This is a genomic window from Nocardioides sp. (assembly GCF_014360585.1).
GTDB lineage: Bacteria > Actinomycetota > Actinomycetes > Propionibacteriales > Nocardioidaceae > Nocardioides.
The window spans coordinates 42116-65431 of sequence record NZ_JACIXG010000004.1 but is presented as its reverse complement, the minus strand read 5'-3'; the positions used below and the strand labels follow the sequence as shown (position 1 = coordinate 65431).

The following is a 23316-nucleotide window of genomic DNA, read 5'->3' as shown; positions in this document are numbered from 1 at the left end:
GTCGAGCCGGATTCGTGAGGAACGAGCGAATCCGGTTCGAGACCAACACGGTCTCGTCGAGCGCCGGGAGGACTGTGTTGGTTTCGACACGCTCGCTGGCGCTCGCGGCTCAACCAACGGAGGCGGGTGGCGCCGTAGGGCGGCTGCTCTGGTCGTACTCGTGGTCGCTCTTCTGTCCGTCGCCGGGCCGGCGGCTGCAGGGCCGAAGGGGATCGACATCCCGATCCCGTTCGACCCGACGGGTGGGCTCTCGGGTGTGAGCGATGCGTGCAACAACCTGGATGCGCCGATGCCGGCCTCTCCTTACGGCGACGGCAGTTTCATCGTCCGGATGACGGCGCTGGGGGCGGCGTCGAGGGCTGGCACGGAGCTGAACGACCCGAAGAAGATCGACGACGAGCTGGACCCGTTCCGCAACAAGGACGAGGTCTCCTTGGAGTCGGCGTACGGGACCTCGCCGCAGTGGTGGACCTATGACAACGGGTGCACCGGGCAGTTCATCGCCGGGGCCGGCACCTCGCTGGGCAACATCCTGCTGGAGATCTCCGGGATCCTGCCGAACTGGTCCCACGCGCTGTTGAACGCGGTGATCGGGGAGAACTCCTTCCTCAAGACTCTCGACGGTCCGATCGTGGCGGCGTCCAAGGCGGTCACCGACGGGGTGTGGGCGCCTTGGGTGAGCGTCGTGCTGCTGCTGGTGGCGGCGACGGTGATGATCCGTGCGCGTGATGGCCGGTTCTCGCGGGCGGTGACCGCTGCGGGCTGGGCTCTTGGCGTGCTGGTGGTGACCTCGTGGTTGATCCAGTATCCGGTGGAGTCGACCCGGCTGGTCGACGACGGCGTGCGGTCGGCGACGGGGATGATCGCGACCGGGTTCAACGACGGCCGTACGGTGCCGGGGGTCAACGACGACAAGTTCGGCGAGACCGACGCGGTCAAGGCCATCGACAGCCAGATGGACGACGTGGTGCGCTCGACGCAGTACCGCACCTGGCTGGCGGGCGCGTTCGGCGACCCGGACTCGGCCACGGCGAAGCAGTACGGGCCGCGGGTGTTCCGGTCCACGCACTTCTCCTGGCAGGAGTACGACACCTACCGCAAGGACCCCAACGGGGACGGCAAGAAGGTCCTGGAGGCCAAGCAGGACGCGTTCAAGAAGCATGCCGAGGCGGTCAAGGAGTCCGACCCGGTGGCGTATGAGTACTTCAAGGGCGAGCACTGGTCCCAGCGGGCGACGACGGCGTTGGTGAACCTCGCGGTGGTCGTGGTCGTGTGCGGGTTCCTGCTGGTCGCGGGGTTGGCGATCCTGCTCTCGTTCGCGCTGATCAGGTTGATCGTGCCGTTCGCGCCGGCAGCCGGGGTGCTGTTCATGCTCGACCACACCCGAGACGCCGCGGTGGCGATGCTCAAACGGGTGGTGGGTCCGCTGGTGATGGGCCCGATCTACTTCCTGGTCGCGCTGCTCCTGCTGCGGTTCGACTCGGCGATCTTGACCACCGACATGTGGTTCGTGCTCAAGCTGGGGCTGATCGCGGTGCTGACCATGCTGGCCTGGCGACTCACCCGCCCTGCTGCGTACGGGATCCCGATCCCGGGCATGGGCCGACTGAGCTCGATGCTGTCCTCGTACGTCGGCGCCCGGACGGGCACCGAGGCCGGGGTCCGCGACGCGACCTCCGACCCGCAGCCCGCCGGCGGCGGGACCGGGTCCGTCACGAGCCCGGGCGGGGTCTACATGCCCGGGCATGAGCTGACCGGCAGCCGGCCGACGATGGTCGCCCAGCAGGTGCCGGGCCAGGCACCGGTGACGGCCGCCGGAGCGCTGGGCGCCGGGTCGAGCGCGAGCGTCCCCGCGGCGTACGCCCTGGGGTCCTCGGCGGGCGACAGGGACGGTGAGCAGGTGGCCACCCAGTGGATGGACTCGCGCTCCGCCGAGCGCGACGAGCCGCACTCCCGCGACGAGGCGCCCCGTGGCCGCGCCGGGCAGGTCTACACCCAGGACCGCCCCGAGGCGCCGAGCCCCGTCGACTACACCTCCGCTTCCTACGCCGACCGCGAGCCGGAGCCGCCACGACAGTCTCCCGTGGCGGAGGCCAACGTGGACTACGACTCGGACGGCAACCCGGTCTTCGTCATCTACTCGCCGAACGGGAACCGCTCGGTGCCCGTCGACAACGGTTCGAGCTGGCGGCCAAGTGAAGGAGGGTCCCGGTAGTGCGGTCGACAACGACGCGGGGTGTGCTGTGGGAGGTCATCGCCCCGCTGCTGAGGTGGCCCATGAGGTCGCCGTTCCGGTTCTTCTCGGTGGCTGTCGGCATCGTTTTCGTCATCTGGGTCATCGCCCAGTGGAGCGACGCTCCCGAGGCGGATCCGGCCGCGCAGCCGGGACGCGGGGCCTCCGCCTCGGCCTCGGCGGGCGCCAGCGGATCCGCCGGTGCGTCCGTCGCGCCGGTGCCGGACCCGGGTGCCGCCGCGACCAAGTTCGTCACCGCCTGGGCGCGCCCCGACCTGACCAGCGAACAGTGGTGGGCCGGGATCAACGCTGCCAACCCTGACGAGTCGCTGGCCCAGGCGCTGGGCCCCACCGATCCCGCCACGGTGCCGGCCACGAAGGTCGTCGGCCCGCCGAAGGTGCTGGAGCAGAACGACTCCGAGGCTCGCGTCGAGGTCGCCACCGACGGCCCGAAGGTCATCGTCTATCTGACCCTGATCGGCAACGTCTGGTACGTCGCCAACATCCTCCCGGGAGGTTAGACCGTGCCTGCCATGCTGATCGCCAAAGCGCGTCTCATCTGGGGGCTCGTGGCCGCCGCGGTCACGTTGGTCCTGGTGGTCACGGGTGCCTTGGTGATCCTGATTGGGGGCTTGGCGAGCACTGAGCAGAGCAACCAGGACCAGGCCGAGTCGGGCTGCATCGGCGGGACCAACGCGATCCCCACCGGCGGCGGGGTCGGTGTCGACGGTGAGGAGGCGGAGGGCAGCGTCTCCGGGTTCACCACCGAGCAGGTCCAGAACGCCCGCACGATCGTGGCGGTCGGCAAGCAGGCCGGCGTCCCGGCGTACGGATGGGTGATCGCGCTCGCGACCGCGATGCAGGAGAGCACCCTGCGCAACATCAACTACGGCGACCGCGACTCGGTGGGCCTCTTCCAGCAGCGTCCGATCTCCGGCTGGGGGTCGATCGCCGACATCATGAACCCGGTCAAGTCCGCCCAGGCGTTCTACGGCGTGGCCGCCCACACGGGCAACACCGGTCTCCTGGACATCGCGGGCTGGCGCAAGATGCAGGTCACCGCGGCCGCCCAGGCGGTGCAGCGATCCGCCTTCCCGCTCGCGTACGCCCAGCACGAGGACGAGGCGCGTGCCCTCGTCGCCGCGCTCGCCGACGGGGTCTCGGCCGCCGACCTGACGGCCACCGCGACCGACGTGTCCTGCACGATCGGCATGGCCGGGATCAGCACCTCCGTCGTACGTCCCATCCAGGCCGGCCTCGCGCTCGACAACAACAACTACGGCAACGGCGGCTCCAACTGGGCCAACATGCACACCGGCAACGACTACTCCTCGCCGTGCGGCACGCCCGTGCAGGCCGCCCACGGCGGCACCATCGTGATCGAGTCCGGCGGCGGCTGGGGCTGGTCGGGTCGCTGGCTGGTGAAGGTGCAGACGGCGCCGGGCAACCTGACCACCTGGTACGGCCACATGCAGTCGCTCTCGGTCAGCCCGGGCCAGCGCGTGAAGGCCGGACAGGTCATCGGACAGGTCGGCAGCGAGGGCAACTCGACCGGCTGCCACCTCCACTTCGAGGTGCACCCGCACGGTGGCGGCTATCTGCAGGACCAGGTCGACCCCGCGGCGTGGCTGAAGAAGAACATCGGCAAGACCCTCGAGGCGACCAAGCAGGTCGCGGGGCTGCCCGGCGTGGGACCGCGCGCGGGCCAGCCTGCCGCCGCCCCGGCCGCCGTCTCCGGCCCGCAGGTGCGCATCGCGCAGGCCAACATCAAGGTCTCGCTGTCCCGCTCGCGATACCGCTCCGACCTGGCGAGGGTCTTGAAGCACGGGCCCGACTTCGTCTCCTTGAACGAGGCCCAGTCGCGCTCGGTCTCGGACATCTCGGTGCGGGGCTACGGCTCCTACCGAGCCTCGGCGGACGAGTACGGCGCTCGCAGCCAGGCCCTCAGCCCTGTGGTCATGTGGCGGACCGACCGTTGGGTGGCGGTCGACAAGGGCGTCGTCCAGCTCACCAAGCCGGTCACGGGGGTCAAGAACGACAGCCGGTACGCCACCTGGGTGGTCCTGGCGAGCAGCGACGGCTCCGGCCGTATCTCGGTCATCTCGACCCATGCGATGACCTCGCCCGCCAAGAGCCCCCAGGCGCGTAGGGACGAGGCCCAGCGCGGCTTCGCGAAGCTCGCCGGGCTGGCGCAGGGGCTGCAGAAGTACGGCCCTGTGCTCGTCGCCGGTGACCTCAACTCTCCCTACCCCCGCAGCGGTGGCGACGGGGATCCGTGGGGGCCGAAACCGCTGATGACCAAGGCCGGGATGACCTCCTCCTTCGAGACCCTCGGCGCGCCCCCGCAGGGCTGGGCGACCCACGACGGCGGTGGCACCATCGACTGGCTCCTCGGATCGAGGGCGACCGCCGCCGCCACTCGCCATGCCACGTTCAGGCTGGAGTCCGACCACCACGGCCTGGTGGCGGACTACAAGATCCGCGGCCAGTAGCGGCGCCTGATCCACGTGTAACACGTCGTTCGTAGGACTACTCGCCCGTTATAACGACCGGATAGACCTACGAACAGCGTGTTACAGCCCGCGGGCCCCACCGGCCCACCGCGAACCCCCACCCGGCAGGGGATAGCGTTTGCCTCATGAACGACGCGGTGGAACGGGCTCAGAGCACCGTCGCTGCGATGGCTGAATGGCTCCGGGGAGGCGGCCCGGAGCACTGGGTCGTGGAGACCTCGGGGTCGACGGGCAGGCCCAAGCGGGTGATGTTGTCGCGGGAAGCCGTGAAGGCGTCCGCAGCGGCGTCGGCGCGCCGCGTCGGGGCGAGCGGGCAGTGGCTGCTGACGCTCCCTGAATCGTACGTCGCCGGGGCCAACGTGATCGCCAGGTCGCTGTTGGCCGGCCACGAGCCGGTGATCGCCGCGGCCCACAGGTCGTTCGCCGACGCCGCGGCGGCGATGGCGGCCGGGCCGCGCTTCGTCTCGATGGTCCCGACCCAGCTGCACCGGATCCTCGAGTCGGGCGGTGACGACCTCGCCGCGCTGGCCGGCTTCCACACTCTGCTGCTCGGCGGCGGCCCGATCGACCCGTCGTTGCGCGCCCGCGCCGAAGAGGCCGGGGTCGACGTCGTCGCCACCTACGGATCTGCCGAGACCTGCGGTGGCTGCGTCTACGACGCGATGCCGCTGGACGGGGTCGGGATCGCGATCGGCACCGACGGACGGGTCCGGATCAGCGGGCCGACGCTCTTCGACGGCTACCAGGACGACCCCGAGCAGACCGCGAACGCCCTGGTGGACGGCTGGTTCCTCACCTCCGACGCCGGCACCTTGGACGAGGACGGTCGGCTCCGGATCCTCGGTCGGGTCGACGACATGGTGATCACCGGTGGGGTGAAGGTGCCGGCGGCGCTCGTCGCCAGGCGGCTCCGCGAGCACCCGGCGGTCACGGCCGCGGAGGCGCTCGGCACTCCCGACGAGGAGTGGGGCCAGCGGCTGGTCGCCTTCGTGGTCGGCGACATCGACGCCAGCGCCGCCCGGGACTGGGTCGCCGCGGAGCACCCTCGCTCCTGGGCCCCGCGGGAGGTCGTCATGCTCGACGAGATCCCGCTGCTCGACAACGGAAAACCCGACCGGCAGGCCCTGCTCGCACTGGCCGCGAACAACGAGGCGGCCCGATGAACGACCAGCTGCACGTCTTCTCCCTTCCGATGACCACCCGGTTCCGCGGGATCACCGAGCGCGAGGGCCTCGTCTTCGAAGGCGCCGGGGGATGGGCCGAGTGGTCGCCGTTCCTCGACTACGACACCCCCGAGATCGAGCCCTGGCTGCGCTGCGCCGAGGAGGCGGCCGCGGGGGACTGGCCCGCGCCGGTCCGTGACACCGTGCCGGTCAACGCGACCGTTCCGGCCGTCGGACCGGAGCGCGCCCACGAGATCGTGACCCGCTCCGGGTGCGCGACCGCCAAGGTGAAGGTCGCCGATCCGGGGCAGAGCCTGTCCGACGACATCGCCCGCGTCGAGGCGGTCCGGGACGCGCTTGGCCCTGCCGGCAAGGTGCGGATCGACGTCAACGGGCTCTGGGCGGTCGACGAGGCGATCGCCGGGATCAGGGTGCTGGAGAGTGCCGCCGGTGGCCTGGAGTACGTCGAGCAGCCCTGTCTCACGGTCGAGGAGCTGGCCGAGGTACGCCGCAAGGTGGACGTCCCGATCGCCGCCGACGAGTCGATCCGCCGAGCCGCGGACCCCTATCGCGTACGCGACCTCGAGGCCGCCGACGTGGCCGTGCTGAAGGTGCAGCCGCTGGGCGGCGTACGTGCCTGCCTGCGGATCGCCGAGGACATCGGGCTGCCGTGCGTGGTCTCCTCGGCGCTGGAGACCTCGGTCGGCATGGCGGCGGGGATCGCGCTCGCGGCGGCGCTGCCGGAGCTTCCCTACGCCTGCGGGCTCGGCACGGTCTCGATGTTCACCGAGGAGATCGCGGCCACCCCGCTCCTTCCGTCCGGCGGGGTGCTGCCCGTGCTCCCGGTCTCGCCCGTGCCCGAGCGCCTGCTCGCTGACCCGGGGCTGCGGGCTTCTCCGGAGCGTACGGAGTTCTGGCGCCGGCGCCTGGCCGATGTCCTCGCCTACCGGGAGAGCCTGCGATGAGCGCGACACCTTCCCGCTATGGCGGGGAACTGAGCCATGTCTGCCGCCCCGCCTGGCCCGATGAACGGAGCACGCATGGCCACTGCAACTGAGCTTGCCCGGACGGTCGTCACCACGCTCCTCGAGGCGCGGGTCACCGACATCGTGATCGCCCCGGGATCACGCAACGCGCCGCTGTCGTTCGCCGTCTTCGACGCGGCGCGAGCGGGGCTGGTGCGCCTGCACACCCGGATCGACGAGCGGTCCGCCGGCTTCTTCGCGCTCGGCCTGACCAAGGTCGGCTCGCGCGCGGCAGTGATGTGCACCTCCGGCACCGCGGTCGCCAACCTGCACCCGTCGGTGCTCGAGGCCGCTCACGCGGGCGTGCCCCTGGTCGTCGTCACGGCCGATCGCCCGGCGCGGCTCCGCGAGACCGGCGCCAACCAGGTCACCGACCACGTCGGCATCTTCGGCCGACTCGTGGAGACGCTCGACCTGGCCGAGGCGCCCGCCGAGGCCGACCTGGCCGCGCTCGACGCCGCACGCGGCCCCGTCCACTGGAACGTTCAGCTCGACGTCCCGCTGACCCCGACCGACCGGTGGGAGCCGCCGGAGGTCGAGGTGCGTCCGGAGCCGGTACGTCCGGAGCTGATGATCCACGAGTCGATCCCGACCGGCGCCGGCACGCCACGCACGGTCGTCGTGGCCGGTGACGACGCCGGTCCGCCGTCTCGCATCCTCGCCCAGGACGGCGGCTGGCCGCTGCTCGCCGAGCCCTCCTCGGGTGCCCGCACGGGCGACAACGCCCTGCGCTCCTACCGGCTGCTGCTGGAGTCACCGCTCGCCGAACGGGTCGAGCGCGTCGTCGTCTACGGCCACCCGACCCTCTCCCGGCCCGTCACCGACCTGCTCGCACGTGGCGACGTCGAGATCATCGCGGCCCCGGTCGATGGGGTCTGGCCCGCGCGCCCGTTCCGGGTCGACCGCACGATCCGCAACAGGCTCCATGTCGAGGGTGAGCCTGATCCGGCGTGGCTGGAGGAGTGGCAGGAGGCCGACCGCACCATCAGCCGCCAGGTGGACAGGCTGCTCCACGAGCAGCCGGAGATGACGGCGTACGACGTCTCTGCCTGCGTCGCCCGCGCCCTTCCCGACGGTGGCCTGCTGATGCTGGGCCCCTCCAATCCCGTACGCGACCTGGATCTGATGATGCGACCCAACCGGGTCGGCGGGCGACGGAAGGTGCTGGCCAACCGTGGCCTGGCCGGCATCGACGGCATCGTCTCCACGGCGATCGGCGCTGCTGCCGGGCGTTCCTCGACGCGTGCGCTCGCGCTGATGGGTGACGTGACCTTCCTGCACGACTCCGGAGGCCTCCTGCTCGGCCCCGACGAGGTCCGCCCCGACCTCACCATCGTGGTCGCCAACGACGACGGCGGCTCGATCTTCGCCTCGCTCGAACAGGGCGCCGACGATTACGCGGACAGCTTCGAGCGGCTCTTCGGCACCCCGCACGGGACCTCGCTGGAGTCCCTCTGCGCCGCCCATCGGATCCCGCACCTCGCGGTGACATCCGTTCCCGAGCTCGAGGCCGCCCTCGCCTCGCCCAACGGCGGCATCGAGGTCGTCGAGGCCGTGGTCTCCCGGGCCGGCCGTCGGGACCTCGACCTCGCGATCCGCGGCCTGGCTCGTTCCTGAGCCGCAGCCCGGGCAAGGAATGGCACAGTGTGTCCGTGACCGATGAGCAGCAGTGGCCGAGCGTGGTGCCGTACGTCGACGTCCATCAAGGCCCGAAACGCCTGCTGACGCTGTTCATGAGCAGCACTGCGAAGACCGAGTACCTCTCCAAGATGCCGCCGATCGTCTCCATCGACGGGCGTGACTACTGGGTCTACTGGGGCCAGGTGAGCTTCGAGATCCCGGCCGACCGTCCCTGCCATGTGGCTGCGCGTTGTGAAGGCGGGCAGTCTGGCGGGCAGCTGTCGCAGGATCTTGGCTCGCGGGCGGCCTCGATCCTGCTTCCGCCCGGCGAAGAAGCGATCGTGCTCAACTATCAGTGCCGATTCGCCGACGGTGTTGGCTACCTGACCCTCTCCTGACTCAGCTTTCCTCGATCTGGAGGAGGTCGCCGAGGCATGTCCGCGCCCCGTTGTGCCGAGTCGGCGCATCCTGACCGAATCAGAGCGCGAGTCGGCTCGTCATGACGAGCCGACTCGGCAGGAGTCACGGGGTCCAGCCCGGGTCCCGGCCGATGAAGCCGAGGAGCTGCTCCTGGGGAGGGGCGTCCCCGGGGACCTCGAACCTCGGGCCGAACTGGCCGGAGGCGCGCATCGCGTCTTCCATGGCAGCCGCGCCGGCGAGCATCCCGGCGGCGCGCTCGGTGCCGAGGTCGAAGTCGCGGCCGAGGGCGCGGGAGAGGTCCCAGGAGTGCATCCAGATGTCGGGGGTGTAGATCTCCGAGAGCGCCACGTCGAGCGGCTTGTCGCCCATGTGCGGGTTGGAGACGATGCGGCCCGCGGGGTCGTCGAAGAGGGCCTGTACGTCGGCCGTGTGGGTCTTCCAGGCGGCGGCCGGGTCATCCGCGACGTCGAGCGGCGCCAGCTCCACGCCGGCCGAACCCTGGATGAAGCCGCGTGACCACTCGACCAGGTGCGAGACCACGTCCAGCGCCGTCCATGCTGCGACAGGGCTGGGGCGGGCCCAGTCCTCGGCGGATGGGACGAAGTCGACGATCTCGGCGAACCGGGCCGCGTCGTACGCGTGCTGCTCGCCCGGACTCAGGTCGGCGGCGCTCACGACAGCTCCGCGAGGAGCTCGTCGAGCTGCTCGTAGCCCTGGGTCACGCCCGTGTCCATGCCGCTGGCCATGATCGCGGCCTGGGTCTCGAAGGACTCGACGACGCTGAGGCCGGTCAACCGGGTGCGGTCGCCGGGGAGCGGTTCGAGGGTGAGGTATTCCAGCGAGGCGCCGTCGGGCGCGCCGCGCCAGGTGAAGGTCTGGACGATGCGCTCGTTCTCGCGCACCTCGTGGAAACTGCCGAAGAACTGGGTGAACTCGTCACCGTCACGCTCGGCCGAGTAGGCCCACGAGCCGCCGGTGCGGAAGTCCCACTGGGTGATGTTCATGCCGATGTCGCGCGGGCCGACCCACTTGGCGTACAGCTCTTTCTCGGCGTGGGCGCGGAAGACGAGCTCCGGAGGAGCGTCGAACTCGCGGACGATGGTGATCGTCGGGGTCTCCTTGGAGGCCTCGATCGTGGTCTCGTGTTTCGTGGTGGTCATGATGCGTCCTGTTCTCGTGATGCTTCTCGTGGTGTGCTTTCCTGCATCTCCTCGAGCAGCGCGTCCAGTCGGCGGTAGCGCTCCTCGGCCTGCTGTTGGTATCGGTCGATCCACTTCGTCATGAGGTCGAACACCTCCGCTTCGAGACGTACGGGGGCACGGCGCGACTCGCGGCTGACCAGGCCGGCCTCCTCGAGCACCTTGAGGTGCTTGGAGACAGCCTGGAGGCTGACGTCGTAGGGCGCCGCGAGCTCGCCGACCGTCGCGTCGGCTGACGAGAGCCGGGCGACGAGGTCGCGCCGGGTCGGGTCGGCCAGTGCTGCAAAGACTCGGGACAGTCTGTCCTCGCTCATGCGCCGCTCATCTCCTGCTATTTCTCAACCACTTGGTTGACAATGAGCCTAGGCGGCGATCCGCAGTTCGTCAACCGTTCGGTTGAGTAACTTGCTTACCGGAAAATAGCCCGCGGGGGACATCGGTTGCGGGACCATGTTGTGGCCGGACACTTCGTTCGGGCTGATGTCTGTCGATGCACTCTCCTCCTCGGGAAAGGCCTACCCCCATGAGTCCTTCGCGCCGCAGATCCATGAGAGTGACCGCCGTAGCCGCCGGTCTCCTCCTTGCTTTCTCCCTCTCTCCGACCCAGTCCGCCGTCGCCGCCGAGAAGGACGATCGCCAGCTCACCCAGAAGGCGAAGTCCCACGGCGTCACGCTGAAGCACGGGGCGTACGTCGGCTGGTCGACGCCCGGTTCGCACGCCAAGGGCGGTTCCCCCAGCGACACCCCGATCACCGCGCAGGCGACGGTGAGCGGCATGGACGTCTCTGGTCACCAGGGCAACGTCGACTGGGCCTACTGGTGGGGCCAGGGCAAACGGTTCGCCTACATCAAGGCGACCGAGGGCACCTACTACCGCAACAGCACCTACTTCCCGCAGCAGTACAACGGCTCCTACAACCAGGGCTTCATCCGCGGCGCCTATCACTTCGCCAACCCGTCCGACTCCGGCGGCGCCGCCCAGGCCGACTACTTCGTCAACAACGGCGGCGGTTGGTCGGCCGACGGCAAGACCCTGCCCGGGGTGCTCGACATCGAGTACAACCCCTACGGCGGGGGCACCTGCTACGGCCTGTCGCAAGCCTCGATGCGCTCGTGGATCTCGGCCTTCCTGAGTCGCTACCGCGCCCGCACCGGCCGCGACGCGGTCATCTACACGACCACCGACTGGTGGACGACCTGCACCGGTAACACCTCGCAGTTCTCGGCTGCTCATCCGTTGTGGATCGCCCGCTACGCCTCTACGCCGGGCACGCTGCCGGCGGGTTGGAACTACTACACCTTCTGGCAGTACACCTCTTCGCCGTTGGATCAGAACACGTTCAACGGGTCGCTGGAGCGGCTTCGGGCGCTTGCTCTGGGGTGATCTGTTTCGCCTCCGGGGTCGAGGTTGGCCAGTGGCCTCCTCGGCCCCGTCCCTGGTGGTCGAGCTTTCGACCCGCTCCGCTGGTCGGGACCTCGTCCCCGCTGGTCGAGTTTGTCGAGACCCTCATCCCCGCTGGTCGAGTTTGTCGAGACCCCGCCCCCGCTGGTCGAGCCGCCGGAGCCGCTAGGCGGAGGCGTGTCGAGACCAACACGGTCCCCTGCCGGAACGACCGGCCCCCGGTGGTCGAGCCTGTCGAGACCTCCCTGCCGGAACGTCCCACCCGAAGGCCGACCTGGGCCGCCGACCCTTCTTCGAGGGTGTTCTCGACATGCCCCGGCGTCAAGGACGGCCTTCGGCCGCCGGCTACGCCGGCCGCTATCGCGGTCCTTGACACCGGACCATGTCGAGAAAAGATATGGCTGGCTATCGGGGCGGCGGCCCGGGTGTGGCGCGGAGGAATCATTGCTCGAAACGGTGATGCGCGTGGGGTGCGAGGGTGGCCCTTCGGGCCACTTACCATCCACAAGTACGGGGCCGTTTCGCTCACCGCGAAAACAACGGTTGACCTGCGGAGATAGGTGGCCTAGATGCTTGTTGAAGGGTAGAATCAGACCCATCACAACACGCCTCTGAACACTCGGAGAGGAGGGGGCGGCGATGAGTCTCGAACCCGAGATCAACCACTGGGGAACCAACCCTCAGGACCCGATCGACGCAGAGCTCGCCGCCCTGGAATCCTCCCTCGACACCCTGCTCACCAGGGACCCTGCCTACTGGCGCACCGGCCAGAAGAAAGACCGGTTGAAGCGTCTGGAGATCATCCAGGCCAAGCACGCCGCGTTGAAGCTGCGGGTCCTCGCTGTCTCGGGTGACATTGCCGAGGAGACCGGCGCGAGAGATGTCTCGGGGTGGATGTGGACCGAGCTGCTGGTCGACAAGAAGGTCGGACGTTCCGAGGTGAAGCTGGCCGCCGGACTCGCGAAGTACGAGCTCGTCGCCGCCGGCCTGGCTGAAGGTGTCGTGTCCCCAGACAAGGCCCGGGTGATCGTCAAGGCCCTCGAGGCGGTCGAGGCCGACCCCGAAGCCAGCACCGAGAACCTGGTGCTCGCGGAGAAGCTGCTGGTCGAGTACGCCACCGAGATGACCGCGACCAAGCTCGAGATCATCGGGAAACGGATCCTGGCCGAGGTCGATCCCGAACGGTTCGAGGCCGCCGAAGCCAAAGCCCTCCAGCGGGAGGAAGAACGCGCCCAGCGGCGTACGTTCTTCACCTCTCGCGCCAACGGCGACGGGACCGTGGACATCCACGCCCGCGTTTCGAACGCGGTCGGTCACCGACTCCGGACCATCCTGGACTCCCTGGCGCAGCCGAGGAAGCTCTCCGCAGAAGACCGGGGCCGTAAAGCCCCCTATGACCGGCTGCTGGGCCAGGCCTTCGCCCGGGTCATCGAGACCTACGACGTCGACCAGCTCCCTCGGCATGGTGGCCACGCCACCACGGTGTTCATCACGATGAGTGTCGAGGACCTCCGCAACGACCTCGGCACCGCAGCGTTGGGGTTCGATGGGGAGCAGATCACCGCCGCGGAGGCGCGTCGGATGGCCTGCAACGCCGACCTCATCCCCGTCGTCCTGGGCACAGGCTCTGAGATCCTCGACTTCGGCCGCAGCATCCGCCTGGCCCACCCGGTCCAACACCGTGCGCTGCGGTTACGAGACAAGTGCTGCCAAGCAGAAGACTGTGACGCACCAGCCGCGTGGACCGAGGCACATCATCTGAAACCCTGGTCGGCAGGCGGCCGAACCGATCTCGCCAACATGGTCTTGTTGTGCCCCAGTGACCATCGCCGGATTCATGACCCGAACTACGACCATGAACGCCTCCCGGACGGACGGATCCGGTTCACCCGCCGCGTCTGACCGCGCTGCGGCCTCCCCGGTCTACCGGGTCGACCTTGTGAAGGGTTTCACGAACTCGGACCCTCTGTCATAGCCGACGACCTAGTGGCCTCCGACAAGACACGGGAGCGCCCCTTGTGAACGATTCACAAGGTGTCATCGGCTAGTACAGCGCCCGCGCAGACCTCACCTGCCAGGACCGACCACCCCGGTCCCCAAGCCCGTACGCGACCCAAACTCGCTGCGCCATACCCCGCCGCCGACCCGATAGCCAGCCAAAATTCTCGACGGATCACGGTGTCAAGGACCGCGAAGCGGCCGGCGAAGCCGGCGGCCGAAGGCCGTCCTTGACTCCGGGGTCCGGCGTGAACACCATCCATAACGGGTCGGCGGCCCCAGCCCGACGTGACACGGCCAGCAACCGACCCAATCCCCGCGATCGACGAAGTCCTAAAGCCCCAACTGGCCCTTCCAGGACCCAAGCACCGGCGTCCACTCGAAGACCCGGCGCTCCTTGATCAGTCCGGCCGCAAGGAACGGGTCGTCGTCCACGGCCGTCTCGACAGTTGCGACCACGCCCTCGAAGAGGAGGAGGCCGGAGCCGTCGGAGGTGGGGCCGGCGAGCACCAGGTCGGGCCGGCCGGCGAGGAACTCCCGGTGGGCGTCGAGGTGCTCGGCGCGTACGTCGGGGAGGTCGTTGTAGGTGTAGAGGACTGCGATGAGGGCCATCAGAGGTCAGCTCCGTCTGTGAGGCGTACGTAGCCGTGCTCGGCTGGGATGAGGTTGGCGGCCTGGGTGTCGAAGACGCCGGAGCCGAACTCGGAGTAGACCCGGTCGTGGATCGCGACTGTGCGGGAGGCGCCGACCTCGCGGGCGAAGTCGATCAGCTCGGAGGAGCGGGCCCATGGGGCGGAGACGGGCAGGAAGAGTACGTCGACAGCCTCACCCGGGCCGTCGAGTGCGTCGCCCGGGTGGAAGAGCTTCGTGTCCCCGGCCTGGATCAGGTAGCCCGAGTTGTCGAAGTGGGGCAGGTCGGCGTGGATCACCGCGTGCTTCTCGTTGACCGCGGTGACAGGGAGACCGACGTCGAACGACTCGCCAGGCTTCACCACGGTGGTCCGCTCGTGGACCGCCGGAGCGCTCTTCAGGATCTGCGCCGCGACTGCGCCGATGGTGTAGACCGGTGCGTCGCTGCCCTCCAGGAGGTCCGGGTTGTAGTGGTCTGGGTGCTCGTGGGTGATCAGCACCGCCGTCGCGCCGTCCAGCGCCTCGGGCTGGGAGAACACACCGGGGTCGACCACCACCACCGCCCCGTCGTGCTCGATCCGGACACAGGCATGGCCGAACTTCGTGATCCTCATGTCGCCGAATCTATCGCGGGCGTCCCACCCGCCTGGCGCCCTCTCGGACGGGGCCGCTCAGGAGAGGGCGTCGCGGATGGGGACGAACTTTGCCTGGGTCTCGGCCAGCTCGGTCTCCGGGTCGGAGCTGGCCACGATCCCGCAGCCGGCGAAGAGGCGGGCGGTGCGGTCGTCGATCATCTCGGCCGAACGCAGCGCGATGCCCCACTCGCCGTCTCCGGAGGCGTCCATCCAGCCGACGGGCCCGGCGTAGCGGGCGCGTTCCATCGACTCGATCTCGGCGATGAGCGCGACGGCTTCCTTGCGCGGGGTGCCGCCGACCGCGGCCGAGGGGTGCAGCGCGGCGGCCAGATCGAGCGAGCTCACCCCGTCGCTGGCGACGCCGGTGATGTCGGTGGCCAGGTGCATCACGTTCGGAAGCTTGAGCACGAAGGGCGCCTCGGGCACGTTCATCGAGGAGCAGTGCGGCTCCAGCGCGTCGGCGACCGACCTGGCGGCGTACTCGTGTTCCTCGAGGTTCTTCGACGACGCGGCCAGCGAGGCGGCGAGAGCGTGGTCGCTGGATCCCGTTGAATGGGCCTCCTCGCCGGTGGGCCAGATCGTGCCCGCGAGCACGCGGGAGGTGACCAGGCCACGCTCGCGGCGGACGAGCAGCTCGGGGGTCGCGCCGAAGAGGTCGTCGACGTGGAACGTCCAGCAGGTCGGGTACGCCGCGGCCAGCCGCCGCAGCACCGCCCGGATGTCGATCGGCGCGCTGGCCGCGGCCAGCAGGTCGCGGGCGAGGACGACCTTGTCGAGGTCCCCGTCCTGGAGCCGGGAGACGGCGTCGGCGACGATCCGCATCCAGTGCTCGCCGTCGACGTACGCGTCGGCGAAGACGACGTCGCGTGGGGCTTCCGGCGGCGGCATCGGAGCCAGCGGGGGAGGCGGCGTGGCGGCCGGGCCGACGGTGGTGACCCAGGCGACGTCACCGCGCTTGCCGACGATGACCGAAGGGATCTTGAGGACGGAGAATCCCGGAAGGTCCGCGAAGGCGAAGGAGCCGAACCCGACGAGCCCGGTGCCGGGCTCGCCGACGGCGTCAGACACCGTGGAGACGGCGGCGAGCTCGTCGAACCACTTGGTGGCGTGCGCGAACCGCTCGGGTCCCGACGTACGGATCTCGGCGGCGGTGCCCCAGCCGACCAGGCCCTCGCCGTGGCGGACCCAGGACAGCACGCGCCGGCGCGCAGGAAGCAGCGCGAGCAGGTCTTCGAGCGTCTCCGACCCGGCGTCGAGGGCCACGGTGGTGGCTACCAGGGACTGCTGCTCCGACTCACTCACGCACCCAGCGTATCGGCGTGGTGTCGGCGGCGACGAGTCGAAGTGATGTATGTGGCATGGTCGCCCCATTTGTCATCCATCACCAGATGGGTTGTAGCGTGCGCTGGCGTGAGTACCAACAAAGAGCAGTCGTTCATCGCAGAGAACGGCATCACCCTCGGCATCATCGCCTTGGCCCTCTTCGTCGTGCTGGGCGTTGGCCTGCCACGGTGGGTTGGCGACTCCGAATCCCACTCCGGTGTGAAGATCACGCTTCCGGAGACTCTGTCGGGCGGCTACAAGCCAGCTGACAAGAAGTCTTCCTACGACCTCGACGTGATCAAGAAGCAGGGCGCGTCCGAGGAGCAGCTGGACGTGTTCATCAAGCAGAACGCCGCCAGCTCGAAGACCGAGGACCGCAATGTCTCCGACGCTCTCGGGTTCTCGATGGCCTCGCGCACGTACATCACCAAGGACATGCAGAAGTCCGTGATGATCCGTGCCTTCGCCGGCGACGGCAGCGCTTACTACGGCGGTGGCGAGGTCTCCAAGGTGGGCGACAACGTCTGCTACGCCAGCGCCGACCAGCAGACCGGTCAGAGCCAGGCGACCTGCTCGCACGCCTCCAAGAATCTGACCGTCCAGGCGACCGCCGCCTCGAAGAAGGACGCGGCGAAGTACGCCGACGAGATCTTCGAGAAGCTGGCCTGAGTTCGGGTCTGACGGAGACCCGAGACAGAATCAGCCCGTGACCCGAGCAGATCTGGACAAGCAGCCCGGCGAGGTCCGTCGCATGTTCGACGCGGTGGCCAAGCGCTACGACCTCACCAACGACGTACTTTCGCTCGGCCAGGACCGCCGCTGGCGACGCGAGGTCATCAAGGCCGTCGCCCCGAAGCCGGGCGAGCTCGTGCTCGACCTCGCCGCCGGGACCGGCACCTCGTCCCAGCCGTTCCTGGACGCCGGAGCCGAGGTGGTCCCGACCGACTTCTCGATCGGCATGCTCAAGGTCGGCAAGGAGACCAAGCCGCACCTGCCGTTCACGGCCGGCGACGGTACCAAGCTGCCTTACCGCGACGGGACCTTCGACGCGGTGACGATCTCGTTCGGTCTGCGCAACATCGTCGACCCCGAAGCCGGCCTGCGTGAGCTGCGCCGGGTCACCCGGCCTGGCGGTCGGATCGTGGTCTGCGAGTTCTCGCACCCGACCTGGAAGCCGTTCCGGACGGTCTACGTCGAATACTTGATGAAGGCGCTCCCGCCGGTCGCGCGGGCGGTATCGTCCTCCCCGGACGCGTACGTCTATCTCGCTGAGTCGATCCGGGCGTGGCCCGACCAGGCAGGTCTCGCCGACATGCTGTCCTCAGCGGGCTGGCAGTCGCCGACGTGGACGAATCTCTCAGCCGGGATCGTCGCTCTTCATCACGCAACCGCTTGATCTCTGCGAAAGTTCGACTATGACCACGACGTTGCCATGGGACGGCATCTTGATGCCTCGCGAGGCCTACGGCCCCGCGGCGGTCAAGGCCAGGGACTCGCTCACCGATGCTGCCGCGCAGGGAGACTGGCGCCGCGCGCTCTCGCAGGTACGCAACGACTACACCGTCGGCGTGAACACCTGGAAGATCGGCGGCGAGTCGATGTTCACGCCGCTGCACCACGCCGCCTACCTCGGTGCGCCGCGGGAGACGGTCCAGGAGCTGCTCTCGCTGGGTGGCGTCAGGTCTCTGCCCACCGCCCATGGTGAGACGCCCTACCAGCTCGCCCAGCGCCGCGGTCACGACCACCTGCTCGACATGCTCGACCCGTACTTCCGCCCCGGCACCCCGCTCGGTGACAATCTCGAGAACGTCAACCTTCACGTGAACACGACGCTCGCCGAGCTGACCGCCGAGTTCCGTGGCGAGCACCAGCTGCGTACGTTCGACGTTCGGCTCATCTCCGAGGAGGGCGGCCCCGACGAAGCCTGGTTCACCGCTCCGGGGATGTACGGCGGCATCCGGATCGGCATGTTCTGGGGCCGCGCCCACCTGGAGTACAACTCCCGCCTGGGCGACTCCTACGCCGTCGTCGCCCCGGAGGGCTCGACCTACGTGAGCCGCTCCAGGCGCGCCGCCCCCGCTCTCCCCACCCGCTGAGGCAGACACCGGTGGGCGATCCTGTCGGGACCTCACGTACGCAAGCATGCGAGGGTCGTCCCATGGCTGACGCTCACGAGGATCTGATCATCGACCTGAACCCGCTCCCGGACGAGATCGGTGGGAGGCTGCGGGCTCAGCTGGAGTTCATCGCCGAGGCGGACAAGCTGAAGACGATCCTGCGGGCCTCGCCGCTGGCAGCGGCGGATCGGCGGGAGAACGACGCCGAGCACTCCTGGCATCTGGCGCTGATGGTGCTGCTGCTGGCGGAGTACGCCGACGAGCCCATCGACGTGGGGCATGCGATCAAGCTGGTGATCATTCACGACATGGTCGAGATCTACGCCGGCGACAGCCCGGTCTTCGATGCTGCCTCGGTCGTTGACCAGGTCGAGCGCGAGATCGCCGCAGCCGATCGGCTCTTCACGATGCTGCCGCCGGACCAGGCGGGTGAGATCCGTGCCCTGTGGGACGAGTTCGAGGCCGCCCAGACCCCCGAGGCGCGCTTCTGCAAGGCCATGGACCGCCTCGAGCCGATGCTCCTCAACTGGCTCAACCGCGGCGGAACCTGGGGCATGCCCGGCGCGACCGAGTCCCGGGTCCGTGCCCGCGAGGCCGGCGTCGTCGCCGCCTCGACCACCCTCGGTTCCGCCACCGACGCACTCGTCCGTGCGGGGCTCGCCAAGGGCTGGATCCGCCCCGATCCCGACTGACCATCGCCGAGTCGGCGCATCCTGACGCGCAAGCAGGTCGAGTCGGCTCGTCATAACGAGCCGACTCGGCGAGATTTCGGGTGAGGACGGGCCGACTCGGCATATTCCCTCCTGGGTATCCGTTACGCTGCGGCGACTTTGGGCTGCGGGGACGCTGAGGGGAGCTGCTCGTGGACGTGGATGTGGTGCCGGGATCGGTGACAAGCTGGACCGTCACGATCGACGATCAGCGTCGGCTCATACGGGCCATGGTGAGTCTGCGGTTGCGGAGCGTGGCCTATTGGGCCCAAGGGCTGGTTCCGCCGGTGTTGTTGACCGGATCGTTCTGGTTCGGCACGCATGACTTCGGTCTGGGAACCTTCGGCAGGGTCGCGCTCGCGATGCTCTTGATCCTCGGAGGCGTCTGTCTCACGTTCACGCTGACGATTCCGCTGTGGACAGTCTCTCGCCGCGTGGAGCGCGAGTTTCCTGTTGGGGCCACTCTCGTCGCATGGGCGACGGAGAGCGGGTTGGGCATGCGTACGCTCAGGCGACTCACCTTCTATCCCTGGTCGCGGCTGACGCTGACCGATGCCGGGCCGGTGCTCGTGCGGTGTCGGCAGGATGGTGCGAAGACGCTGGCCGTACCGGCGTATCTTCCGACCGGGCCCGATGAGGTGGCGCGGTCGGTCGACTTTCCGGCCCAGCTCATCGGTCCGGAGATCAGACGCGAGCTGGCGAGGGGAGCGAGCCGGGAGCCTGTGGGGACCCCGACCGCGGGGGAGCCGGTCGTCGTCGATCGGAGCTTGCGGTTGCGGCTCGTCCGGGCGTGGCTTCGGGCGCAGTTCGGCGTTTCGACGTGGTTGTACCCGGCCATGTTCGGCTTCAACATCGCATTCTGGCTTGCCAGTGACTCCTACAGGATGGCGATCTTCATAACTGTGCTGACGGTGCTGGGTCCGTTCGCCTGGATGCTCACCGGCGAGGGCCGGATGTCCGGGATGTATTCGGTCGGTGCCACCGTCACCGGTTCGGCGGGTGAGTGGCTCGAGGTCCAGGGGCCGTGGGGAAGCGTTGCCTGGCCCCCGGGATGGCTGAAGCTACGCCGGCTGACCAAGCACACCGTGACGTACGAGATGGTGCAGGTCGGCCCAGACGGAAGGCCAGCCACACCAGCCAACGTCGACAAGCGGATCATCGTGATCCCCCGAGCCTTCCTCGACACGCCGAAACCTGCAGCCAGCACCGCTTCCTGACCGTTCACAACTCCGCGCTGGCGTGGTTCTGCCAGCGTTTGCGCCCGTATGCCGATGCACCTTCCTGCCATGGCGGGAAAGTGCCGCGCGCCATTTCGGCAACCGACTTGCATTCCGCCACAGGAGTGGCAGGATGTGAGTTGGCCCACATTGTGATTCCATTCACAAAGTCTCAAGAAGGGGTGGGTCGCTCAGGGTAGGAGGCGAGATGGAGCTCTACGTGCCGGTGCTCGCGTTGGCGGGACTGGCGACGCTCTTCGCGGTCGGTTCGTTGATCATGAGCTCGGTCGTCGGACCGAGACGCGTCAACCAGGCCAAGGCGGATCCCTACGAGTGTGGGATCGAGGCCACTCCACAGGCGCTGGGTGGTCGCTTCCCGGTGAAGTACTACATCACCGCGATGCTCTTCATCATCTTCGACATCGAGATCATCTTTCTCTACCCGTGGGCCGTCAGGTTCGACGCGATGGGATGGTTCGGCCTCGCGGAGATGGGCCTCTTCCTGCTGACGGTGTTCGTGGCGTACGCCTATGTGTGGCGCCGCGGCGGATTGGACTGGGACTGACGTGGGTATCGAAGAAAAGCTCCCCTCCGGCGTACTTCTGACCACGGTCGAAGGCATGGCCGGCTACTTCCGCAAGGCGAGCCTGTGGCCGGCGACGTTCGGGCTGGCCTGCTGCGCCATCGAGATGATGACGAGCGGCGGGCCGAAGTACGACCTGGCCCGATACGGCATGGAGGTCTTCCGCGCGAGCCCGCGGCAGGCCGACCTGATGATCGTGGCGGGCCGGGTGAGCCAGAAGATGGCGCCGGTCCTGCGCCAGATCTACGACCAGATGCCCGAGCCGAAGTGGGTGCTCGCGATGGGCGTCTGCGCCAGCAGCGGCGGGATGTTCAACAACTACGCGATCGTCCAGGGCGTCGACCACATCGTTCCCGTCGACATGTATCTCCCCGGCTGCCCGCCGCGGCCCGAGATGCTGATCGACGCGATCCTCAAGCTCCACGACAACATCCAGGGCGGCTCGCTGGGCGTCAACGCCGAGCGCGAGGAGGTCGCCAACGAGACCGCCGCGCTGCGCCAGCTGCCGCTGATCGACCAGACGGGACTTCTGCGGTGAACGACCAGAACATCGGCCAGAACAGCGGCATGTTCGGCGTGGAGGACACCGGCGACACCAGCGGTTACGGCGGTCTCACCCGCCAGCAGGCGACGCCGAGCCGCACCAGCGATGTCGGGGTGCAGCCCTACGGCGGCTGGTTCAAGGAGCTCGCCGACGCCCTCGCCTTCACCGAGGCGGAGGCGGTCATCCACCGTGGAGAGCTGACCTTCCACGTACGCCGCGAGCGGCTGCTCGAGGCCCTGCAGGTGCTCCGCGACGAGCTGCGCTTCGAGCTCTGCTCCGGGGTCTCCGGGGTGCACTACCCCGCTGACCAGGGCAAAGAGCTGCACGCGGTCTACCACCTGCTCTCGATGACCTACAACCGCCGGGTGCGCATCGAGACCTCCGCTCCCGATGCTGACCCGCACGTGCCGAGCGCGGTGGCCATCTACCCGACGCTCGACTGGCACGAGCGGGAGACCTACGACATGTTCGGGATCGTCTTCGACGGCCACCCGGGTCTGACCAGGATCCTGATGCCCGACGACTGGCCCGGCCACCCGCAGCGCAAGGACTACCCGCTCGGTGGGATCCCCGTGGAATACAAGGGCGCGACCATCCCGCCGCCGGACACTCGCAGGAGCTACTCATGACCGCGACAGACGCTGACGACGCGCGCACGTTCACCGTCACCGGCCAGGACTGGGACGACCTGACCGACGCCCTCAAGGACGTCAAGGACGAGCGGATCATCGTCAACATGGGTCCGCAGCACCCCTCGACCCACGGGGTGCTCCGGCTGATCCTCGAGCTCGAGGGCGAGACCGTCACCGAGGCGCGTGCCGGGATCGGCTACCTCCACACGGGCATCGAGAAGAACCTGGAGTTCCGCCCCTGGACCCAGGGCACGACCTTCGTCACCCGGATGGACTATCTCTCGCCGATCTTCAACGAGACGGCGTACGTCCTCGGGGTGGAGAAGCTGCTCGGCATCGGCGCCGAGGTGCCGGAGAAGGCCGACGTCATCCGGGTCCTGCTCATGGAGCTCAACCGGATCTCCTCGCATCTGGTAGCGATCGCGACCGGTGGCATGGAGCTCGGCGCGCTGACCGTGATGACGATCGGCTTCCGCGAGCGCGAGCTGTGCCTGGACCTGTTCGAGTTCATCACCGGCCTGCGGATGAACCACGCCTACATCCGTCCGGGCGGCATCGCCCAGGACGTGCCGGAAGACACCGTCGCGCGGGTGAGCGAGTTCATCGAGCTGATGAAGAAGCGGCTGCCGGAGCTCGCCGCGCTCTGCAACGCCAACCCGATCTTCAAGGGTCGCCTGGAGCAGGTCGGCTACCTCGACCTCGAGGGCTGTCTCGCGCTCGGCCTCACCGGCCCGGTCCTGCGCTCGACCGGCTACCCGTGGGACCTGCGCAAGACCCAGCCCTACTGCGGGTATGAGGACTATGACTTCGAGGTCATCACCTGGGACACCTGCGACTCCTACGGTCGGTTCCGGATCCGGCTGGCCGAGATGTGGGAGTCGCTGCGGATCATGGAGCAGGCCCTCAAGCGGCTGAAGGATCTCGACGGCGCGCCCGTCATGGTGGCCGACAAGAAGATCGCCTGGCCCTCGCAGCTCTCCGTCGGCGCCGACGGCCAAGGCAACTCCCTCGACCACATCCGCCACATCATGGGCGAGTCGATGGAGGCGCTGATCCACCACTTCAAGCTGGTGACCGAGGGCTTCCGGGTGCCGGCAGGCCAGGCGTACGTCGCGATCGAGTCGCCGCGCGGAGAGCTCGCCGCCCATGTGGTCAGCGACGGCGGCACCAAGCCTTACCGGGTCCACTTCCGAGACCCGTCGTTCACGAATCTTCAGGCCACGAGCGTCATGTCCGAGGGCGGCATGGTCGCCGACGTGATCGTGGCGATCGCGTCCATCGACCCGGTGATGGGAGGCGTCGACCGATGAACCACCCCACTCGATTCTTCGCCTCCCCCGCTTCGCTCCTCC

Annotated in this window: 24 protein-coding genes; 18 read left to right on the top strand and 6 right to left on the bottom strand. The window is 68.7% G+C overall.

Going from position 1 to position 23316, the window contains the following annotated elements:
* Positions 1–160 precede the first annotated feature (160 nt).
* From H5T77_RS02485 to H5T77_RS02455, 7 genes are all read left to right on the top strand, one after another.
* Positions 161–2215 (top strand): hypothetical protein, encoded by a 2055-nt coding sequence (locus H5T77_RS02485; RefSeq protein WP_292644632.1) that lies wholly within the window; start codon positions 161–163, stop codon positions 2213–2215.
* A gap of 62 nt (positions 2216–2277) precedes the next feature.
* Positions 2278–2754, top strand: a complete 477-nt coding sequence (locus H5T77_RS02480) for a hypothetical protein (RefSeq protein WP_292644630.1) — start codon at positions 2278–2280, stop codon at positions 2752–2754.
* A gap of 12 nt (positions 2755–2766) precedes the next feature.
* Positions 2767–4725: a peptidoglycan DD-metalloendopeptidase family protein gene (locus H5T77_RS02475; RefSeq protein WP_292644732.1), complete on the top strand. Its 1959-nt coding sequence runs from the start codon at positions 2767–2769 to the stop codon at positions 4723–4725.
* Between the two features lie 146 nt (positions 4726–4871).
* The gene (locus H5T77_RS02470) at positions 4872–5909 is read left to right on the top strand and encodes an AMP-binding protein (RefSeq protein ID WP_292644628.1); all 1038 of its coding nucleotides are present in this window, start codon (positions 4872–4874) and stop codon (positions 5907–5909) included.
* On the top strand, positions 5906–6874 hold the full coding sequence (locus H5T77_RS02465) for an o-succinylbenzoate synthase (RefSeq protein ID WP_292644626.1): 969 nt from the start codon (positions 5906–5908) through the stop codon (positions 6872–6874). Before H5T77_RS02470 ends, H5T77_RS02465 begins: the two co-directional genes overlap by 4 nt.
* A 75-nt stretch (positions 6875–6949) precedes the next feature.
* Entirely contained in the window at positions 6950–8551 is a 1602-nt protein-coding gene (gene menD, locus H5T77_RS02460) for a 2-succinyl-5-enolpyruvyl-6-hydroxy-3-cyclohexene-1-carboxylic-acid synthase (protein ID WP_292644624.1), read from the top strand.
* Between the two features lie 35 nt (positions 8552–8586).
* Entirely contained in the window at positions 8587–8952 is a 366-nt protein-coding gene (locus H5T77_RS02455; protein ID WP_292644622.1) for a hypothetical protein, read from the top strand.
* 124 nt (positions 8953–9076) lie between these two features.
* Here the strand turns inward: H5T77_RS02455 and H5T77_RS02450 are convergent, their stop codons facing one another.
* From H5T77_RS02450 to H5T77_RS02440, 3 genes are read right to left on the bottom strand one after another with little or no spacing between them, the layout of a single operon-like run.
* On the bottom strand, positions 9077–9649 hold the full coding sequence (locus tag H5T77_RS02450) for a TIGR03086 family metal-binding protein (protein WP_292644620.1): 573 nt from the start codon (positions 9647–9649) through the stop codon (positions 9077–9079).
* Positions 9646–10134 (bottom strand): SRPBCC family protein, encoded by a 489-nt coding sequence (locus H5T77_RS02445; RefSeq protein WP_292644618.1) that lies wholly within the window; start codon positions 10132–10134, stop codon positions 9646–9648. Before H5T77_RS02445 ends, H5T77_RS02450 begins: the two co-directional genes overlap by 4 nt.
* A complete protein-coding gene (locus H5T77_RS02440; protein WP_292644616.1) occupies positions 10131–10487 on the bottom strand; it encodes an ArsR/SmtB family transcription factor in 357 nt (118 codons plus the stop codon). Before H5T77_RS02440 ends, H5T77_RS02445 begins: the two co-directional genes overlap by 4 nt.
* 239 nt (positions 10488–10726) lie before the next feature.
* Between H5T77_RS02440 and H5T77_RS02435 the strand changes: the two genes are divergently transcribed.
* A complete protein-coding gene (locus H5T77_RS02435) occupies positions 10727–11557 on the top strand; it encodes a GH25 family lysozyme (RefSeq protein ID WP_292644614.1) in 831 nt (276 codons plus the stop codon).
* Positions 11558–12214: 657 nt separating this feature from the next.
* On the top strand, positions 12215–13477 hold the full coding sequence (locus H5T77_RS02430; RefSeq protein WP_292644613.1) for an HNH endonuclease signature motif containing protein: 1263 nt from the start codon (positions 12215–12217) through the stop codon (positions 13475–13477).
* A 429-nt stretch (positions 13478–13906) separates the two neighbouring features.
* Here H5T77_RS02430 and H5T77_RS02425 read toward each other — a convergent pair whose 3' ends face one another.
* From H5T77_RS02425 to H5T77_RS02415, 3 genes are read right to left on the bottom strand one after another with little or no spacing between them, the layout of a single operon-like run.
* Positions 13907–14185, bottom strand: a complete 279-nt coding sequence (locus H5T77_RS02425; RefSeq protein ID WP_292644612.1) for a YciI family protein — start codon at positions 14183–14185, stop codon at positions 13907–13909.
* On the bottom strand, positions 14185–14817 hold the full coding sequence (locus tag H5T77_RS02420) for an MBL fold metallo-hydrolase (protein WP_292644611.1): 633 nt from the start codon (positions 14815–14817) through the stop codon (positions 14185–14187). The genes H5T77_RS02425 and H5T77_RS02420 overlap by 1 nt, the downstream gene beginning before the upstream one ends.
* Positions 14818–14874: 57 nt before the next feature.
* On the bottom strand, positions 14875–16140 hold the full coding sequence (locus H5T77_RS02415) for an isochorismate synthase (protein ID WP_292644610.1): 1266 nt from the start codon (positions 16138–16140) through the stop codon (positions 14875–14877).
* Positions 16141–16248: 108 nt separating this feature from the next.
* Between H5T77_RS02415 and H5T77_RS02410 the strand changes: the two genes are divergently transcribed.
* The 9 genes from H5T77_RS02410 to H5T77_RS02370 all read left to right on the top strand — a co-directional run bounded on the left by H5T77_RS02410 (position 16249) and on the right by H5T77_RS02370 (position 23274).
* Positions 16249–16830, top strand: a complete 582-nt coding sequence (locus H5T77_RS02410) for a hypothetical protein (RefSeq protein ID WP_292644608.1) — start codon at positions 16249–16251, stop codon at positions 16828–16830.
* Positions 16831–16867: 37 nt separating this feature from the next.
* The gene (locus H5T77_RS02405) at positions 16868–17557 is read left to right on the top strand and encodes a demethylmenaquinone methyltransferase (RefSeq protein WP_292644606.1); all 690 of its coding nucleotides are present in this window, start codon (positions 16868–16870) and stop codon (positions 17555–17557) included.
* Between the two features lie 19 nt (positions 17558–17576).
* The gene (locus H5T77_RS02400; RefSeq protein ID WP_292644604.1) at positions 17577–18257 is read left to right on the top strand and encodes an ankyrin repeat domain-containing protein; all 681 of its coding nucleotides are present in this window, start codon (positions 17577–17579) and stop codon (positions 18255–18257) included.
* A gap of 62 nt (positions 18258–18319) precedes the next feature.
* Positions 18320–18970, top strand: a complete 651-nt coding sequence (locus tag H5T77_RS02395; RefSeq protein ID WP_292644603.1) for an HD domain-containing protein — start codon at positions 18320–18322, stop codon at positions 18968–18970.
* Positions 18971–19146: 176 nt separating this feature from the next.
* Positions 19147–20205, top strand: a complete 1059-nt coding sequence (locus H5T77_RS02390) for a hypothetical protein (RefSeq protein WP_292644602.1) — start codon at positions 19147–19149, stop codon at positions 20203–20205.
* Between the two features lie 208 nt (positions 20206–20413).
* Complete coding sequence (locus H5T77_RS02385) at positions 20414–20770, top strand: NADH-quinone oxidoreductase subunit A (RefSeq protein ID WP_292644601.1); 357 nt, start codon at positions 20414–20416, stop codon at positions 20768–20770.
* 1 nt (position 20771) lies between these two features.
* Positions 20772–21326, top strand: a complete 555-nt coding sequence (locus H5T77_RS02380) for a NuoB/complex I 20 kDa subunit family protein (protein ID WP_292644600.1) — start codon at positions 20772–20774, stop codon at positions 21324–21326.
* Positions 21323–21961 carry an NADH-quinone oxidoreductase subunit C gene (locus H5T77_RS02375; RefSeq protein WP_366816604.1) on the top strand — a complete coding sequence of 213 codons (639 nt, stop codon included), beginning with the start codon at positions 21323–21325 and terminating at the stop codon, positions 21959–21961. The genes H5T77_RS02380 and H5T77_RS02375 overlap by 4 nt, the downstream gene beginning before the upstream one ends.
* Positions 21958–23274, top strand: coding sequence for an NADH-quinone oxidoreductase subunit D (locus tag H5T77_RS02370; protein WP_292644598.1), 1317 nt, complete (start codon positions 21958–21960; stop codon positions 23272–23274). Before H5T77_RS02375 ends, H5T77_RS02370 begins: the two co-directional genes overlap by 4 nt.
* The last annotated feature ends 42 nt before the right edge of the window (positions 23275–23316 follow it).

Coding starts and splice junctions, on each gene's coding strand:
- H5T77_RS02420 (WP_292644611.1), bottom strand. CDS start 14,817: ATGAGGATCACGAAGTTCGGCCATGCCTGTGTCCGGATCGAGCACGAC.
- H5T77_RS02445 (WP_292644618.1), bottom strand. CDS start 10,134: ATGACCACCACGAAACACGAGACCACGATCGAGGCCTCCAAGGAGACC.
- H5T77_RS02475 (WP_292644732.1), top strand. CDS start 2,767: ATGCTGATCGCCAAAGCGCGTCTCATCTGGGGGCTCGTGGCCGCCGCG.
- H5T77_RS02400 (WP_292644604.1), top strand. CDS start 17,577: ATGACCACGACGTTGCCATGGGACGGCATCTTGATGCCTCGCGAGGCC.
- H5T77_RS02480 (WP_292644630.1), top strand. CDS start 2,278: ATGAGGTCGCCGTTCCGGTTCTTCTCGGTGGCTGTCGGCATCGTTTTC.
- H5T77_RS02465 (WP_292644626.1), top strand. CDS start 5,906: ATGAACGACCAGCTGCACGTCTTCTCCCTTCCGATGACCACCCGGTTC.
- H5T77_RS02370 (WP_292644598.1), top strand. CDS start 21,958: ATGACCGCGACAGACGCTGACGACGCGCGCACGTTCACCGTCACCGGC.
- H5T77_RS02395 (WP_292644603.1), top strand. CDS start 18,320: ATGGCTGACGCTCACGAGGATCTGATCATCGACCTGAACCCGCTCCCG.
- menD (WP_292644624.1), top strand. CDS start 6,950: ATGGCCACTGCAACTGAGCTTGCCCGGACGGTCGTCACCACGCTCCTC.
- H5T77_RS02440 (WP_292644616.1), bottom strand. CDS start 10,487: ATGAGCGAGGACAGACTGTCCCGAGTCTTTGCAGCACTGGCCGACCCG.
- H5T77_RS02425 (WP_292644612.1), bottom strand. CDS start 14,185: ATGGCCCTCATCGCAGTCCTCTACACCTACAACGACCTCCCCGACGTA.
- H5T77_RS02385 (WP_292644601.1), top strand. CDS start 20,414: ATGGAGCTCTACGTGCCGGTGCTCGCGTTGGCGGGACTGGCGACGCTC.
- H5T77_RS02430 (WP_292644613.1), top strand. CDS start 12,215: ATGAGTCTCGAACCCGAGATCAACCACTGGGGAACCAACCCTCAGGAC.
- H5T77_RS02470 (WP_292644628.1), top strand. CDS start 4,872: ATGAACGACGCGGTGGAACGGGCTCAGAGCACCGTCGCTGCGATGGCT.